We start from the raw sequence: 16,600 nt of genomic DNA, 5'->3' as shown, positions 1-16,600 counted from the left end.
GTCATTAGCCGACCGCATTTAAGTAAGGATGTAGCTTCCGGCAGCCCGGATACGTTCTGATACAATTGCGCCGCCAGAGCGTAAATCACCTCGCCCTCGGCGCGCTTTGTATCGCTCTGTAGAAACAGCGGCCGATTTCAACGTTTCGGTACATTCCCCCGCAGAACCGGACACACCCGGGATACGTCACACCGGCCAGATGCACGTGCTTGTTGGTCCAGGCACATTGCCGCCGATCACTCGGCTTCAAAGGAAACGATGATGACGCTTCTTATCTTAGCCTATCTCGGAGGTGCGCTGACCATTCTCAGCCCGTGCATTCTCCCCGTCCTCCCCTTCGTCTTCGCGCGCGCCGGACAGCCGTTCGCCAGGAGCACGCTGCCCATGCTTGCGGGCATGGCCGTCACCTTTGCGCTCGTCGCCACACTTGCCGCCGTCGGCGGTGGCTGGGCCATTCGCGCCAATGAATATGGCCGCCTTGCCGCGCTCCTCCTCCTTGCCCTCTTGGGAGTAAGCCTCCTTTCACCGAGGATCGCAAGTAAGCTTGCACAGCCGATCGTCGGTCTGGGAAACCATCTTTTGAATGCGCCAGGCGAACGAGGCGCCGCACCCACCGTCAAGAGTTCGCTTGCTCTCGGGATCGCGACCGGCTTGCTCTGGGCGCCCTGCGCCGGCCCGATTCTCGGCCTCGTGCTGACAGGTGCCGCATTGCAAGGGGCCAACCTGCAAACGACATTCCTCCTTCTTGCCTATTCGGCGGGCGCAGCAACGTCGCTTGCCGTCGCATTGCTTGTCGGAGGAAAGATCTTTGACCGCATGAAGCGGTCGCTCGGCGTCAGCGAGCGAATTCGCCAATTGCTTGGCGCCGCTGTTCTGGCCGGCGTTGCCGCCATCGCACTGGGGGTTGATACCGGCCTGTTGGCAAGGCTTTCCTATGCAAGCACCGCATCCTTCGAACAGGCCTTGCTGGAGAGGTTCCATGCAGAGCCCGCCGGCGGCGTGCCGTCCGAGGTCGCCAGCAACGGCACGATCATCCCGGCGGCCGATGCGAAGCGGCCGTTCCGCAGCGATCTTCCCGTGGAAGGCCGTGCGCCTTCGCTGGATGGCGCGGTGGAATGGCTGAACTCGCCGCCGCTTACTACCGAACAGCTCCGCGGGAAAGTGGTGCTCATCGACTTCTGGACCTATTCCTGCATCAACTGCATCCGCACCACGCCTTACGTCCGCGCCTGGGCGGAAAAATACAAGGACCAGGGGCTCGTCGTGATCGGCGTGCACGCCCCCGAATTCGCCTTCGAGAAGAAGATCTCCAACGTCAAAAAGGCTGTCGGTGACTTCAAGATCGGCTATCCGGTCGCGATCGACAACGATTACAAAATCTGGCGCGCCTTCGATAACAGCTACTGGCCGGCACACTACCTGATCGATGCCAAGGGCCAGATCCGCTACCACCATTTCGGCGAGGGCAGCTACGGGCAGACCGAGCAAGCCATTCAGGACCTGCTGCGCGAAGCCGGCAGCGAGACGGCGGCGGGGGCGCCGGTGACGCCGGACGCGAAGGGCGCCGAGGCAAGTCCGGACCTGAAGAACATCCGCTCCGGCGAAACCTATCTCGGCTACCAGCAAGCGTCGAATTTCGTCTCCCCCGAACGCCTGCAGGCCGACGCCGCGAGCAACTATTCGATCCCCGAACCGAGCCTCAACGAATGGGGTTTGTCCGGCACCTGGATCGTCGGCCCGGAACAGGCGACGCTCGCTCGGGCGGGCGGCGGTATCACCTACCGGTTCAGCGCCCGCGACCTGCATCTGGTTCTCGGCCCAGGCTCCGACGGCAAGCCGATCCGCTTCCAGGTGACGGTCGACGGCAAGGCTCCGGGAGATGACCACGGGGCCGATGTCGACAAGGATGGCAAGGGGACAGTGAAGGAAACACGCCTCTATCAGCTTGTGCGGCAGGCCGGCAAAGTTGCGGAGCGCACCTTCGAGATACGTTTCCAGGACCCAGGTGTCGAAGCCTTTGCCTTCACATTCGGATAAGGCCCGAAAATCATGGGGGATGGCAGCATTCCCCGTGCGCTCACTGGCGCGAAATTGAAACGTCCCGTTTCTGCTGAACCGAAGGGTCACCCCGACCGTGAACGTCGTCTCGAAACGGTATCCATAACATGCCCGTCCGAAACCACGATGTTGTCGGTCCGTTCGTCCTTGGCGTCGCCAGCCTCCCGCTGTGCTTGCCGGCCGAGATCGAGCTGCTTGTCGAATCCGCTGATTGAGAGCAATTGTCGTAATCGACACGGACCGGGTACCAGTATGCGGTGCCCGATCCTTAGAAGCTTTGACCCTACCAATACTATTGCGATTTTATCGGATGCGACTTATGTAATATGGAATAGCAATGCCCCTTGAGAGGATATGCCATGCCCAAGTCCCAAACAGCGAAGGATATAGCCGCGCCCTCCTCCCCGGCGGCCGATGGCGAAGGGCGGAAGCTTTCGAATTTCCTGTGCTTTGCGGTTTACTCTGCGAATCTCGCGTTTGGCCGCGTCTACAAGCCAATCCTCGATGCGCTCGGCCTGACATATACCCAATACATCGCGCTGCAGGCGCTCTCCGAGGACGATGACCAGACGGTCGGGGCGCTCGGCGAAAAGATGTTCCTTGAATCCAACACGCTGACGCCGATCCTCAAGAAGCTCGAGTCGATCGGCTACGTCCGACGTCAGCGCGATCCCGCCGACGAACGGCAGGTGCGGCTGAACCTGACGCCCGCCGGCCGCAACCTGCTTGAATCCATCTCGACCGCGGCGGTGAGTGAGGCCACGGGGCTCGGAGAGGAGTTTCCAGTGATGCAGAAGTCCGTGGCGCGGCTGCGCGACAACCTTATGCGAGCTACGCACGCTGAACCGGGGAAGTCGTAAGCGAGACGAGCCCGCGCCCCAGACAAGGCCGCTGAGCGAGCTCTCAGGTCGAAAAGGCTGGCCTCAACCGCCGCGTTGCACTGGCGGCTGTGCTTCGGTTTGACCGTCAAAGACGCGTGGATAAGTGCATGGCTGCATAGGTCGCAGTCGAGTAATCAAAGCGGAGGGGCAGACGGGCGAATCCTCGATCCCGCACGGCGTCTGCGGGCGATTCATCACCTTTCAAAGGATCTGCTTGTTGCGTCAGCGCGATGCCGCCAAAGGAAGCTCGCTTGCCTCCATCATCTCGGCAGCTTTGGTATAACCGCCGCCCATGCCGTCCAGGAAATGCAGATGCGAATCCGGTCTGCCGGAAGGCACAAGGCAGGTCATGAGCGCATGCGACTGGCGATGCAGTCCGAAGTTGATCTCGCCGCGCGCCCTTGCCGCAACAAGGATGGCTTCGACCGCGTCAATCTGTTCGCGCGTGCAGTCGAGCGTGAGACGCAAACCGTCATCGTATTTGCGGAAGTCCGAATTGGAGGCTATCTCCGACCAAGTTTTCGGATCCATATGTCTCCCCTTGTCCTTAGGGGTGGCGATATCCGTTGGAAGCGGATGAGACCGGCCTGTTCCGGCATCAAGAACGGTGAGCACACGCCTGGCCAGGACGGCGAAGACTTCGGGGCTTGTATGCTCGTATGGCTCGACCAGCAGAGACAGAATCTCGCCCTGCTGGCTGGGAAACGGGGTCCAGTCACATGTAAGCCCGGTCAGGTCCGGCTTGGTCGTGTACTTGCCCGGATCTACCAGATACCGCCCGCTCTTGATCTGGTGCTCCGCCCATTTGAGCCCTCCCCCGGCAAACATCGCGTAGGTCGCGTTTTCCGAGGCGGCGTATCGGGCGATTTTCACGTCGCGTCCGCTGGCACGTATTTCGCCGACCGACAACAGCCCAATTCGAAGATCGAGACCAAGATCGGTCCGCGCAAAGGCCGCGACCTGTCGCAATGCCGAAGTCGCAATCAGCCGACCGTGCGGCGGAATTGCAAATGCGGCGCCATCCCCTCGAAACACGAATGGGAAATCGAATGTACCCAAGGCGTTGCCAAGAGCGGCGATGACAGACGCTCCCGCGTAGTTCACGTCTTCATAGCGTCCCGACTTGATCGCTGAAGTCGAGTTGACAACATCCGTGACCCCGACGAGCCAGTCATCAGGCAATGGCTCGTAGACGGTCGGGTCGAGCACAAGCGAAAACTCGCTGTAGGCATGTGAAGGGTGCGCGAGGACCATTGAGTGTTCTCCAGATCGGCGTTGACCAGCAAGTTCGTATTGACGCCTTGCCGGTGGCGAGCGGGTCTTCGATGTGTCTTTCCGAAGGCGCCGAGCCAGCCCGTTTCGGAGGCAGGCCCGGCCGGTCCGACTTCAGATGAGGTTGGTGGCAACGTCGATGTTGCCATGCACCGCCTTCGAGTAAGGGCAAATGCCGTGTGCCGCATCGAGCAGTTCACGCGCAACCGCAGGGTCAATGCCCGGCGCGCTGACGTCGAGGCGTGCGCGCAGGAAAAAGGAGCCGTCATCGACGTTGAGATCGATCTCGGCGTCGACCGCGAGACCCGCGGGAAGCTTGATGTTTCTCTGAGAGGCGGCGAGCTCGATCGCTCCCATGTAGCAGGCCGACCAGGCGGCGCCGAAGAGCTGTTCGGCCGCGGGGTGCGGCTGCGGCAGCTTGATGTCCAACTTGCCGTCGCTGCTGCGCGCTGCGCCCTCGCGACCATTGGTGTTGTGAGTCTTGCCCGTGAACAGAAGCTTCTCAGTCATAGCGAAATCCTTTTGCTCGCCGTTATCGTTACCGATTAAATCGGATGCGATCTAAATACGTTGCGCGTATATCGATGTCAATAGCTTTGCGATTAAATCGGATGCGATTTTTATCATGCTGACAAGCGGGGAGCTGAATGGGTCGCTGGCCGATTCACAATTCGGTTGCTGCAACGATCGGGGTCGAATCCCCTCAGTGGTGTTCAGGGATGCTGACGAGTTCGATTGTGAAACGAAGCAGACCCGTTTGCGATGATGCGCGAAGGGCGCTTCGCAAAGCGGGTCTTTTTTAAGCCGCTGTTCTAAACGAGCGGGTTTGCCGGCGTCCGGTGGTGGCGGCCTTTGCCCGTCGCCGGCAAGCAGCCAATCACCGCCTAAGGGAAGAGGGGGAGCTGGAATGCCGATCAGCCAGCGTGAGCCCGATCAGGGCGTCATTGGCCCTCCACGAGGGATCACAGCTCCGCATCTCATTCGAGAGCGATCTGAGGGCACCGGCCAGGTCTCTTTCTGCATCGGTCACGAGCTTCGAACTGGCCTCTCGTAGGTTCCCGTATGCCTGCGCTCGCTCGTAAACCTCTTCGGCCCGAGCGATGCACTCTTTCGTAGGATTGACCAGCTTCAGGGCGAGCCGCAGATTGACCGCTGCGTCAAGCGCAAAGGCAGCCGCGGAGAAGTCTGCAACAGCGCCTGGAGCATGACTACGGTTTAGGAACACCTGCCACTTGGGAATCATCGGTACCTCCAACGCTATCAGAACTACAAGGGACAGCGGAATCGCGCGTCCTGGCATGAGATTGGACGTCGCCGCTTGGTTTGTCCTCAGACCTTAGTCCTAATCCGCACCTGACAAACGTCCGGCGCCGGCGCGAGAAAAGTCTGACTCGTTCACTTTGGTTCAATCGTGCATTGACCCTGGAACCCTCTCATGAGCAATGTCGTTGGGCGAGAAATGGACGAGGCTTTGGGCTGTGCCCCGTTGTGAGTTTTGCCTCGCGGCTGGCGACGATTTTGAAACGAAGACGCGCCGTTGCCTGAACATGCACATGTCAACAATCATGAGCGACAATACCCTTCGTCGGGGAACGAGATGACCACGCGCCGTAAATTCTTAATGGGCTTGTTTTGCGGTTCGATGACTCTGGCGCTGGCCAGCGTCCCCTATCGCATTGAGATGTCTGGCGGCGCGTTGAAACTGGCTCCCCAATCTGCTCTGGCCGCCAAGGGTGGCAACGGCGGCGGGAACGGTGGCGGTGGCGGGAATGGGGGCGGCAACGGCGGTGGTAACGGTAACGGCGGCGGCAACGGTAACGGCGGTGGCAACGGCAACGGCGGTGGTAACGGCCACGGTGGCGGCAATGGCAATGGCGGAGGCAATGGAAACAGCGGCTCCAACAGCGGCAGCTCCTCGACCGGGCCGAACGGGTCCAGCGGACAAACCACGACCGGCGGCGGTTCTTCGCTAGCGGTCCATCATTCCGATGGAATGAGCGAGGAGATTCGGAGTGGCCGTTACGTCATGAAGGACGCCAAGGGCCGTACGATTGTTAATCGCCGGGCCACCTCCGCGGATGTGAAGCGGCTCCGATCCTTCAGCCCTTGAGCGGCTTTCGGTCGGTTGCGTCCCGCAACGCCATCGCAGCCTCGGTCCTGTTGTTGACGCCGAGCTTTGCCATGATCTGGGTCATGTGGTGCTTGACCGTCTTCTCGTGGAGATCAAGTTTTCTGGCAACCTCTTTGTTGCTCAGTCCTGTTCCAACAAGCTGAAGCACCTCGAGTTCGCGCCGCGTCAACGTCGCAATCGGAACGGGCTCAATTGCAGGTGCCGGCGGACTGTTGAGAAGCTTGGCAGAGAGGGTTGGAGCAACGTAGCTTTCCCCTGAGGCGACTGTGCGAATGACATCGGCAAGTGCTCTGGATCCCACCCCTTTCAGCACGTAGCCCTTGGCGCCGCCCTTCAAGGCCGCGGTGACATCGTCACTCGACTCGGAAACCGTCAGCATGACCACTTTCTGGGATGGCGAGATTTCCAAAATCGAGCCAAGCGCATTCAGGCCGCCGCCAGGCATGGAGATATCCACCAGCATGACGTCAGGCTCGAGGCTCTCTGCGATGCGAACGGCATCGTCCTTCGAACCTCCCTCCGCGACAATCTCGAATTCGCTGATCTCCGACAGGCTCCTCGACACTCCCTCCCTGAACAGCGGATGATCATCGATAACCGCAACGCGTATTACTCGGGTCATATCTGCTCGGTCTCCGCGGTGTTGAGTGTCATGCTGAGGACGGTGCCCGGCGCCGAAAAGCCGATCTCGAAAGTGCCGCCCAAGCTCTCGATTCGTTCTCTGAGCCCTGCCAGACCAAGGCTCGCGGAGCCTATGTCGTCAGGATCGAAGCCAGGCCCTCCGTCGGCGACCTCGATGCTGACACGTGTTCCTTCCACGCGTTGCACGACACGTTGTCCGACGCCGCCGCCATGCCGGTAGCCGTTATTGAGTGCCTCCTGGACAAAGCGGTAGACACATATCTTCCCCGAGGGCGAAAGCCGATCCGGCCCGCCCGATACCGACAGTTCGACAGGTGCTCCCGTTCTTTGCTGGTGGGCGCGAACACTCCGTTCCAATATGTCCGAAAGGCTAGCGGCCTCTATCTGCGGGAGGACCAGACCGCTGCAAATCGTTCTGATCTCATGCATGGCTTCGTCGAGGCTGGCCTTGATGGACGCGATCTCCCGTTCGCGGATAGCCTTCGGGGTCGATCGGCTCGTTACTGTGTTGCTATCCAGCCGAAGCGAAGCATAGGCGATGAGTTGAGCTGGTCCATCGTGCAAGTCGGCACCAATGCGGCGGAGATAGCTTTCATTCAGCGCCGCAGCCCGCTGCGAGGCACGCTGGACACGCTCGCGTAGCGCCTGGTTCTGCGCAAGAAGAGCAGAGAGGTCATTAATGCGCTGCCGGAGAGCGTGACGCTGGTTCTCGATCGTGTGGCTCCCCCGCAAGACGATCGCGGACAGAATCGCGAAAAACGTCAGGGTAAAGGCCCCGACAGCCATCCAGGTGCGGAGCCGTGCCTGGTTCAGGCTGTGCTCGAAGTCATTGGCGACCTCGTAGAACTCGGAAACGGCCACCACCTGCCCTGACCATGGCTGCAGGACCGGATTATAGATTTCCAGCAGAGGCGTTCCGGAAAGCCGTCCCACCTTCTCCTCCTCGGCATCATCGAGGTGATTGAACTGCGCAGCCATCTTGCCTGCCAGGGCCGTTTTGAGCTCGTCGTTGAGCGGGAACGTCTTTCCGACCATGCTCTTGTCGTTCGAATAGAGGACCGTCCCGTCCGAACGCCAGAGCCGGAACGCCACGACGCGTCCGCCGAGAGCCCCCTGCCCGAGTGTCTCGTCCAAGGCCCGAGCGACGGTGTCGTCAAGCGCGTTAGTCGTCTGCATGTCAGGCAGAAGCGGCGCGATGACGCTGTCAACATAGAGCGCGGTCGCCGCGGCCGAATTCCGGGTAACCGCGTCTTCGATCAGACTCGTGACGAAAGCCCCGACCATCACCATCGCCGCCACCGAGACGGTGCCGCCGATCAACAGGAATTGCCTTGCAAGAGACTGCGAATTCCATCTTGAGATCAAGTCGGAGCGGAACACGAGAATTCTCAGGATTGGTCGCCCAACAACGCGATGGCGACAGGTTTCAATCTTGCCAATAGCCTACCGCCTTCGCCGAAACGGTCAATGGCGAGCGACGATGTCTGCATCTATCAGACCATCGATATCCGTCCATAGGACCTAAGTCCTAGCGCCCACCGCATTGGTCTGACGACCATGGAACCCCGCGTCGACGCAAGCTACCGTTGCGTCACTTGATCCGCATCGCGTCATTGCCGAGACCAACGAGGAGATTCTACATGCGCCCTATTAAATTTATCGGCCGAGGCCTGGTCGCTTTCACCATTGCGGTCGCTCCGCTCGCCAGCGTAACGCTTGGAGTAACGGACGTTGCCTTTGCCAAGGGAGGCAACGGCAATGGTGGCTCCGGTGGCGGAAACGGTGGCGGCAATGGCAACGGCGGCGGCAACGGCAACGGTGGCAGCCACGGCAATGGCAACGGAGGAAGCCACGGCAATGGCAACGGAGGAAGCCACTCGAGCGGAGCGAGCTCCAGCTCGGGGAAATCGGGTAGCGCCCGCTCAGGCAAAACGAGTGGAAAAACGACTGCCACGGGGACGCAAACGCTGCAATCGCTTTTCGGCCACAGCAAGAAGTCCGGCAAAACGCTCAAGACTGAGTCCACGAAGACGGAACGAGCCGCAAAGACGAGCGTCAAAAGCGCCAAATCTGAAACGGCCGGTCTGAGTTCGTTGAACCGCAATTACCACGCTTACCTGAATTCTAATGATCCGCGGATGACCGCCGTTTCGGCCTATGCAGTGGCATACGCCGAATTCGAAAAGGTGAACGGAATTGACGCAATTCCGGCCGACCCCGCATTGAGCGACGAGGCGCTGCGCGAAGCGCTTGCCGGTTTCACCAAGGGAGGCGTTGTGACCGACGCTGATCTCGCGAAAGCCAAGGACATCCTCGGCGTCGGACCAACGGTCGGCAAAATCGATCAGATCCGAGACACGCTCCCGGAACCTGAGCCGGTGGTGACGCCTACGGAACCGACCGATGGTTCATCCGACACGACCACCGATGGCACGTCCGAGATGACCATCGACGTGACGTCCGGAACGACCACCGATACGACGACCGAATCGACCACGACGGTCACCGTCACCTCTGAGACCAACACAACGACGGTCGCCCCTACGAATTAAGAGTCAACGTTCCATAGCAGGAGGCTCGCCGTGCCCTCGCGCGGCGAGCCTCCTGTTACGGGCGGTTCCCGCGGTCGGACAAGGGCGAATTAAGGTTCGATGGAACCTTCAGGTAGCGGGCTGGATTATGCTGGTGGAAACCAGGAGGAAATCCAATGCCTGATAACGAGAGCAAGTCGCCCGCCGTAGAATCCTTTAAACAAGAACAGGCAGCGCAGCGTCGCAGGGCTGGAAAGAGCGAACTTCAAAAGGGGCTCGAGGACACCTTCCCCGCCTCGGATCCCGTTTCAATCACCAGAAGTACGATACCGTCCGGACGGACGGATGCCGACGAGGCCGAGCGTACAAAGCAGCAGCCCGATGAAGGTGCCGTCACCGTTGCACAGGAGTTCCCGCTGGCCGATCAGGCCTTGCTGTCCCGACAGGAGCAGCAGCGACGGGGCAAGGCTGTCACCCGGGAGGAGCTCGAAGCGCTGAAGTCGGAAGTTGGAAGGGTGACGGAATCCGCCAGACATCTCGCTTCCAGCTCGATGCGCGTGGCGAAGGCGGAAGCAAGAAGTCTCGCGGGCGATCTTGAGGAGCGCATAAAGGAGAGGCCCCTTCTTGCTGTCGGAATCGTCGCAGCGATCGCATATGTCTGGGGCGCGACCCGCTGAAAAGAGAGAGCGGATTAGAAACCGGTGGACGCTCGGAACAGCAAGCCCCCTGCGAGCGATAGAACCGTTCAGCGGGCAGCATTGGCTTTCCATAGCACGGCTGCCCGGACCAAAGTCGAGCCGGCGCCGGACTGAGGTCCGGGCAGCGACAGATAATGAAAAATCCTGAGGAACTTGAGACGGACTGCCTCGTTAACAAGCCGCGTCGAGCAGGCGATGCGCCGCTTCGCCGAGCACAAAAGCAGACTTGCCTGGAGGCTTTCCCTTGAAAGAATTTCTGTCCGCGCTCTTAGCGATAGCCACAGTGATTTCGATCTGCATTTTCGGCATGCGCGTCGCGACAAATGCAACCGCTTCGGACGCGCCTCATAAATTCGCAAGCCTCGATGCGCCCTCTCTCTGGACCTCGGAGCCGGTTCGCGTCGATCCTCGCACTCAGAACTACGAGCGGCTTCCGTCACTCGTGTCCGTGGCCCCGCCGTCTCGTCAGCTATCCGCCCGCGATACCACCCCGCGGCCGGCAGCAAATCCCATCGACGTGACAACAACCGGATCGGTCGAAAGCCAACCTTCGTTCCCGAGTGCACATGCCGAATGGTGTCGTCAAAAATATCGGTCCTATCACGCCGAGGACAACACCTATCGCTCCTTCAGCGGCAAGCGCCGCGCCTGCCTCTCGCCTTACCTGGATGCGTCATCGGGAACCGCCGTCCCCGTCGCGGACCAGCCCACGCCGGATCATCTGAGCTGGTGCAGCCAGCGATATGCCTCATACGATCCCGCCGACACCACCTACCAGCCGTTCGGAGGCGGAGCGCGCCGACCTTGCGTATCGTCGCAGGCTCAGTAATCTCAGAAACTGAGACGATCCGAGGGCTACTAATGAGGAGTTTCCTTTCCCGGCCCATTCAACCGCTCATGGAGCGCTGCCTCGACGCCTATGCGGGGCGCATGTTATTCCCGGATGAGAATGGTGTGACCTTCGACTTCCGTAGTCCGGCGGGAGAACCGGCGCTCCTAGGTCCTGACTCCCTTTCCTGGTGCATCTTCAAGAACCCGCTTTGCCTCTTCATCGGCGGGGTGGCCGCGGTCATTCTGGAACTGGCGGAACCTGCCGTCCGCACGGGCGTATGGGAGCACAGCTCTTTCCGCACGGCGCCGGTGCGGCGCTTGCAGCGGACCGGCATGGCGGCGATGGTGACCGTGTACGGCCCGCGCACTACCGCCGAGAAGATGATCGCAGCCGTCGTGCGTCGTCACGGCACCGTCGCCGGAACGACGCCCGCCGGCGAATATTACAACGCAAACGACACAGCACTTCTCAACTGGGTACAAGCCACCGCGACCTTTGGGTTCGCAGAGGCCTACAGCCGTTACGTTTCACCGCTGAGCGACTGCGAGATCTCGCGCCTCTTTACCGAAGGCCGCGAGGCGGCGAATCTTTACGGTGCCATCACCGCTCCGCGCTCGAAGGTGGAATGGGATGAGCTCTTGACGTCCATGAGAAGCCGCCTCGAACCGTCGCCGATCATTCACGAATTCCTCGAGATAATGAAAACGGCTCCAATCGCACCGAGGCCGATGCGGCCACTGCAGAAAATGATGGTCAGGGCTGCGGTGGCGGTCGTTCCCGCTTGGGTCCGCGAGCGTATCGGACTGGGTCCCGATCAAGAGCTTCGACGGGGAGAAGCTGCTTTGCTTCGGTGGGCCGGGCGCATTGCCGACAGGATCGCACTGCCATCAGCTCCTCCGGCGCAGGCTTGCGTCCGGCTTGGGTTGCCGCCCGACTACCTCTATCGGCATCGTCCTAAGCACGTCGAGTATTCTTAGCATTCAATCCGCGCTTGGCTGTTGAGCACGGCGGGCACCGTTCGGCTGGGGACGCGTGTCAATTACAGACTGGTAGTGATACGCGTTAGTCAGACGTTCATCACCTTAATTCACCCGATTTTTCCGCTTCGCCGCTAATCAATGATGCCAGATAGCAAGGGGCTAGCGATGAAAGAGCTTTCGGTTACGTCACGCATCATCAAATCGGTCTACTACGGTCGGGAAGACGGACAACTTCGTATCCGCTTCAAGAATGGTCAGGAACGTCTTTTCACCGGCGTCCCGGAAGAGGAAGTGGAAGCGATGGTTTCCGCCACCTCGCCTGGGACGCACTATATTGACCACATACGGGAACGCTTCACCCGCGTTGCGGCCTGAGCAGACCGTTCGTCAAAGGCTTTCTCCCCTAGCGTGCTAGAGGGAAGACCGCAGTCCTCCTGTTCAAGGCAGGCCCTCCTCGCCCGTGCACTGTTCATTGCCGCCCCTTCGCCCTACATTTTCGCGATCGGCGTGGGGGATTGCCATGACAGAACCAGCACAAATCGCACCCAAGATTACTCAGGGCGGCTGCCATTGCGGGGCCGTGCGTTGGGAGTTTCGGGGAAACATACCCGATGCGACGATCTGCAACTGCACGGTATGCCGTCGCTATGGAGTGCTCTGGGCCTACGGCTATGACGGTGACGACATCCATGTGCACGATCCGGGAAGCGCTCTGACATCCTATATCTGCGGGTCCCGCTCGCTCTCCTTCAACTTCTGCAAACTCTGCGGCAATGTTGTCAGCTGGCGAGGCCTGAAGCCGGGGAAGGACGGGCGCACCAGAATAGCCGTCAATCTTCGTCTCGCTGATCCGGACGATGTGGCCGATATCCCACTCCAGCGTTTTGATGGCCTCCACAGTTTCGACGATCTGCCGCCGGATGGACGCACGGTCGCGGATGTCTGGTTTTGACCGGTGACCAAAGCTTTTGTTGCTGGCTGCGGTTGCAGCATTGAAGCGTCGACAAGCACCGCGGCAGCCGCGCTTGAGCGCACTGGAACTGCAAGCGCCATCTTGCTAGACTAGGGCGGGGAGGCTCCGAGCGCCAGCGCGCTAGGACCGTGGCATGTCCTCTAGCGAGGCGCGACATGCAGCTTAGGCAGAACCAAGTGCTTGACAGCTCGCCGGCGATGGATCGGCGTGTTCTTCCAGTCATTACAGCTGGGATCGCTATCGTCATCTTCATTCTTGACACCTTCACCCACCCGGAAATCCTCGTCGCCATGCTCTACGTGGGCGTTGTGCTGCTATCTGCCAAGTTTCTTCGGAGGCGTGCTGTCATCTTCGTGTCTTTGGGGTGCATGGCACTTGTGCTGCTGAGCTATTTCCTAGTCCCGCACGGCGGATCGCCATCCGCCGCCCTGGCGAGCCGCTTCGTCAGCCTTGCGGCGATTAGCATTACCGCCTTCTTCGCGGTGCAAGGCCAATCGCGAGAAAGAGTGCTCAGTGAACAGGCCGGTCTCCTCGATCTCAGTCACGACACAATCTTCGTGCGCGACATGAACAACGTCATCACCTACTGGAACAGGGGCGCCGAGGAGCTGTACGGATGGAAAAAGGAGGAGGCTGTTGGCAAGGTCACTCACCAGCTCATGCAGACCGTCTTTCCGGCGCCGCTCGAAGAGATCACGGCAAGTTTGCTCCGGACTGGCCGCTGGGAAGGCGAACTCGTCCATACGAAGAAAGACGGAACGCAGGCCGTGGTAGCCAGCCGGTGGTCCGTACAACTGGACGCTCTCGGCAATGCCACCACGATCCTGGAGACCAATAACGACATTACCGAGCGCAAGCGCGCCGAAGAGGCGCTGCGCGAAAGCGAGGAGCAATGGAAGGCGGCGTTCGAGAACAACCCGACTGTGTACTTCATGGTGGATGCAGCCGGTACCATGCCCTCTGTGAATTCCTTCGGCGCCGAGCAACTCGGCTACACGGTTGACGAGTTGGTCGGAAGCCGGGCGCTGGATGTGTTTCATGAGCCTGACCGCGAGGCCGCGCGGCGGCATTTGGCGCGCGCCTTCGCCCAGCCCGGCCGGTCGATAAGCTGGGAGGCTCGCAAGGTGCGCAAGGACGGCACGGTGATCTGGGCGCGCGAGACGGCCCGGTCCATGCTGATGGGAAACCGGCCGGTAACTCTGGTGGCATGCGAGGATATTACCGAGCGCAAGCAAGCCGAGGAGGCTGCGCGGCGGAGTGAGCAAGAGCTGCGCGATCTCATCGAAAACCTGCCGGTCATGGCGTACATCGCTTTGCCGTCGCCCTCCGGGCCTTTTGCCTCATTTGCCAGCCGGCGGTGGCGCGAATACTCAGGCTTATCCGAGGAGAACACGGCCGGATTTGGCTGGCAGAGCGCGACTCATCCAAGCGACCTGGAACGCAATTTGAAGAAGTGGCAGGCGTGCGCGGCGGCGGGCGAACCGTATGAAAGCGAGTCGCGGTACCGGCGCGCGGCAGACGGAGCCTATCGCTGGTTCCTGGATCGTGCCGTCCCGCTGAAGGATGAGCGCGGAGCCATCCTCAAGTGGTATGGCGTCCTCACCGACATTGAAGACCGCAAGCGGGCCGAGGACGCTCTGCGGCGCAAGGAGCATTATCTCACGGAGGCGCAGCGCCTGACCCACACTGGTAGCTTTGCCTACAACCCGGCTACGCAAGTACTTCATTGGTCCGATGAGATGTTCCGGATCTATAGATTGGATCCGCAGCTCAATCCTGGGCTTAGCCTGAATGACATCTCTCGCTTCTGGCATCCGGACGATCGCGATCGCGCTCTTGAACACATTGCGACGTCGATCCGCGAGAAAGCCGAATACGCGGTCGAGTACAGGATCGTCCTGCTCGATGGAACGGTCAAGAACCTGTACTCAATGGCGCACCCGGTGTTCGATGACGCCGGAGCGCTCGTCGAATACATCGGCACTGTGATGGATATCACCGAGCGCAAGCGGGCCGAAGAGGCGCTGCAGAAGGCGCAGACGGAGCTCGCGCATGTCGCGCGAGTGACGACGATGGGCGCCCTCACCTCCTCTATCGCGCACGAGGTCAACCAGCCGCTGGGCGCCATCGTCACCAACGCCAACGCGGCCCTGCGCTGGCTCGCCGGCCGCCCGCCCGATATCGACGAGGCGCGGGCGACGCTTGGGCGCATCGTACGGGACGGTCACCGCGCCGCCGACGTGATCGGGGGAGTGCGCGCACTGCTCAAGAAGACAGCCGTCGTCGCGGCACCTTTGGAACTGAACAAGCTCATCCAGGACACAGCCACTCTCGTCCAAGGCGAATTGCGCCGCTACCGGATCCTGCTGAGAACCGAGCTGGCACCGGACCTGCCGCGGGTGGCGGGCGACCGGGTGCAGTTGCAGCAGGTGATCCTCAACCTGATGATGAACGGCATCGAGGCGATGAGCGAGGTGACGGACCGGCCGCGCGAACTGCTGATGATCGCTCGGTCCGAGGCCTCCGGCGCCGTGCTGGTCGCCGTGAAGGACGCAGGTACCGGGCTAGACACTCAAAGTGCCGAGCAACTGTTTGAGCCGTTCTACACCACAAAGGCGGATGGTCTCGGAATGGGCCTTGCGATCTGCCGGCTGATCGTCGAGGCGCATGGGGGGCGCTTGTGGGCAAGCGCGAATGAGCCTCGCGGCGCGGTATTTCAGTTCACCTTGCCTACGACACAGGAGAAGACAGCTCCCGTTGAGCCGCCTAGCGCGATGGCGACCGTGTGAAATTGCAGATGGCCATGCAAGCTCCTGTATTGAAGTTATTTGACAGCCTCACCCGATAAGGCTTTCCTCTCTCAGCAAAAGAGCGCATGGTTAGCCGTCGTGCGCAGACAAGCATCAGGCGTGTGCGGCTATCTAGGCGACAGATAAGTTGTGCGGAAGCGCACCGGAGAAGGGCCTTGAACGGAAGGACGGGACAAACAATCTTTGTCCGATCGGTCCCCGCACAAATTGAGTTCCCCGAGCCGTCATTTAGGATTGGACGTTTCTGACGCTCTCCAAGGCAGCCGCCGGAGAATGTCAGAACCGGACAAAGGGTCTGCCGTTCTAGCGCAGTCCCTTGCTTTGACGCATAAAACTACCAACCAGCTGATCTTCATGGCGGTCGGTATGAGAACGGGCTCCAACCCGATTAGAGCGATCTCCATGTCATCCTTTACACGAACGACTGTTGCAAACCGACTGCTGAAGGCAATATCGCCGGAAGCCTTCGACTTGCTCAGTCCGGAAATGGACCGGATCGATCTTGGAATCAGGCAGGTTATCGTCGAATCCAACAAGCCCATCTCACATGTTTGCTTGATTGAGAGCGGTCTTGCTTCGATGGTCGCCATCAATTCCGACAAGGAAGTCGTCGAGGTCGGGCATTTAGGACGCGAGGGCCTTGGCGGCTACCATCTGATGTTGAAGACCGATCGCACCCCACACAAAACGTTCATGCAAGTCGCCGGGAGCGGAATAACAGTACCGGTCGACCATTTCATAGCCGTTGTCGAAAGCCACAGGCTGACCAGAGATCTGCTGCTGCGATACGTG

At 60.4% G+C, this 16,600-nt stretch carries 15 protein-coding genes; 11 read left to right on the top strand and 4 right to left on the bottom strand.

Annotation, left to right across the window (positions count from 1 at the left end):
* Positions 1-261: 261 nt before the first annotated feature.
* Both ACPYOJ_RS23685 and ACPYOJ_RS23680 read left to right on the top strand, forming a co-directional pair.
* Complete coding sequence (locus ACPYOJ_RS23685; RefSeq protein WP_481418418.1) at positions 262-2,037, top strand: cytochrome c biogenesis protein DipZ; 1,776 nt, start codon at positions 262-264, stop codon at positions 2,035-2,037.
* A 380-nt stretch (positions 2,038-2,417) separates the two neighbouring features.
* Positions 2,418-2,918, top strand: coding sequence for a MarR family winged helix-turn-helix transcriptional regulator (locus tag ACPYOJ_RS23680; RefSeq protein WP_481418417.1), 501 nt, complete (start codon positions 2,418-2,420; stop codon positions 2,916-2,918).
* 243 nt (positions 2,919-3,161) lie between these two features.
* On the opposite strand, the gene ACPYOJ_RS23675 is transcribed toward ACPYOJ_RS23680, so the two are convergent.
* Both ACPYOJ_RS23675 and ACPYOJ_RS23670 read right to left on the bottom strand, forming a co-directional pair.
* Positions 3,162-4,193: a DUF3095 family protein gene (locus tag ACPYOJ_RS23675; protein WP_481418416.1), complete on the bottom strand. Its 1,032-nt coding sequence runs from the start codon at positions 4,191-4,193 to the stop codon at positions 3,162-3,164.
* Positions 4,194-4,325: 132 nt separating this feature from the next.
* Positions 4,326-4,721 carry an Ohr family peroxiredoxin gene (locus tag ACPYOJ_RS23670; RefSeq protein ID WP_168829381.1) on the bottom strand — a complete coding sequence of 132 codons (396 nt, stop codon included), beginning with the start codon at positions 4,719-4,721 and terminating at the stop codon, positions 4,326-4,328.
* 1,087 nt (positions 4,722-5,808) lie between these two features.
* Here ACPYOJ_RS23670 and ACPYOJ_RS23665 point away from each other — a divergent pair.
* The gene (locus ACPYOJ_RS23665; protein WP_481418415.1) at positions 5,809-6,321 is read left to right on the top strand and encodes a hypothetical protein; all 513 of its coding nucleotides are present in this window, start codon (positions 5,809-5,811) and stop codon (positions 6,319-6,321) included.
* On the opposite strand, the gene ACPYOJ_RS23660 is transcribed toward ACPYOJ_RS23665, so the two are convergent.
* Positions 6,311-6,964 (bottom strand): LuxR C-terminal-related transcriptional regulator, encoded by a 654-nt coding sequence (locus tag ACPYOJ_RS23660; RefSeq protein WP_481418414.1) that lies wholly within the window; start codon positions 6,962-6,964, stop codon positions 6,311-6,313. The genes ACPYOJ_RS23665 and ACPYOJ_RS23660 overlap by 11 nt on opposite strands.
* Positions 6,961-8,376, bottom strand: a complete 1,416-nt coding sequence (locus ACPYOJ_RS23655) for a sensor histidine kinase (protein WP_481418437.1) — start codon at positions 8,374-8,376, stop codon at positions 6,961-6,963. The genes ACPYOJ_RS23660 and ACPYOJ_RS23655 overlap by 4 nt, the downstream gene beginning before the upstream one ends.
* Positions 8,377-8,624: 248 nt before the next feature.
* Here ACPYOJ_RS23655 and ACPYOJ_RS23650 point away from each other — a divergent pair, with 248 nt between their 5' ends.
* From ACPYOJ_RS23650 to ACPYOJ_RS23615, 8 genes are all read left to right on the top strand, one after another.
* Entirely contained in the window at positions 8,625-9,536 is a 912-nt protein-coding gene (locus tag ACPYOJ_RS23650; RefSeq protein ID WP_481418413.1) for a hypothetical protein, read from the top strand.
* Positions 9,537-9,691: 155 nt separating this feature from the next.
* Positions 9,692-10,192 (top strand): hypothetical protein, encoded by a 501-nt coding sequence (locus ACPYOJ_RS23645; RefSeq protein ID WP_481418412.1) that lies wholly within the window; start codon positions 9,692-9,694, stop codon positions 10,190-10,192.
* 265 nt (positions 10,193-10,457) lie between these two features.
* Positions 10,458-11,042 carry a BA14K family protein gene (locus ACPYOJ_RS23640; RefSeq protein WP_481418411.1) on the top strand — a complete coding sequence of 195 codons (585 nt, stop codon included), beginning with the start codon at positions 10,458-10,460 and terminating at the stop codon, positions 11,040-11,042.
* A 32-nt stretch (positions 11,043-11,074) separates the two neighbouring features.
* Entirely contained in the window at positions 11,075-12,022 is a 948-nt protein-coding gene (locus ACPYOJ_RS23635; protein ID WP_481418410.1) for an oxygenase MpaB family protein, read from the top strand.
* A 168-nt stretch (positions 12,023-12,190) separates the two neighbouring features.
* The gene (locus tag ACPYOJ_RS23630) at positions 12,191-12,400 is read left to right on the top strand and encodes a KTSC domain-containing protein (protein WP_481418409.1); all 210 of its coding nucleotides are present in this window, start codon (positions 12,191-12,193) and stop codon (positions 12,398-12,400) included.
* A gap of 145 nt (positions 12,401-12,545) precedes the next feature.
* Entirely contained in the window at positions 12,546-12,977 is a 432-nt protein-coding gene (locus ACPYOJ_RS23625) for a GFA family protein (RefSeq protein ID WP_481418408.1), read from the top strand.
* Positions 12,978-13,153: 176 nt separating this feature from the next.
* Positions 13,154-15,787, top strand: coding sequence for a PAS domain S-box protein (locus tag ACPYOJ_RS23620; protein ID WP_481418407.1), 2,634 nt, complete (start codon positions 13,154-13,156; stop codon positions 15,785-15,787).
* A 423-nt stretch (positions 15,788-16,210) separates the two neighbouring features.
* Positions 16,211-16,600, top strand: a 390-nt coding sequence (locus tag ACPYOJ_RS23615; protein WP_481418406.1) for a cyclic nucleotide-binding domain-containing protein, incomplete at its 3' end; no start/stop codon positions are given.

It is taken from the genome of Rhizobium sp. SVR5-9E (genome assembly GCF_056755095.1).
The sequence above is the reverse complement of the archived record's forward strand: the minus strand, read 5'-3'. Positions and strand labels throughout refer to the sequence as shown.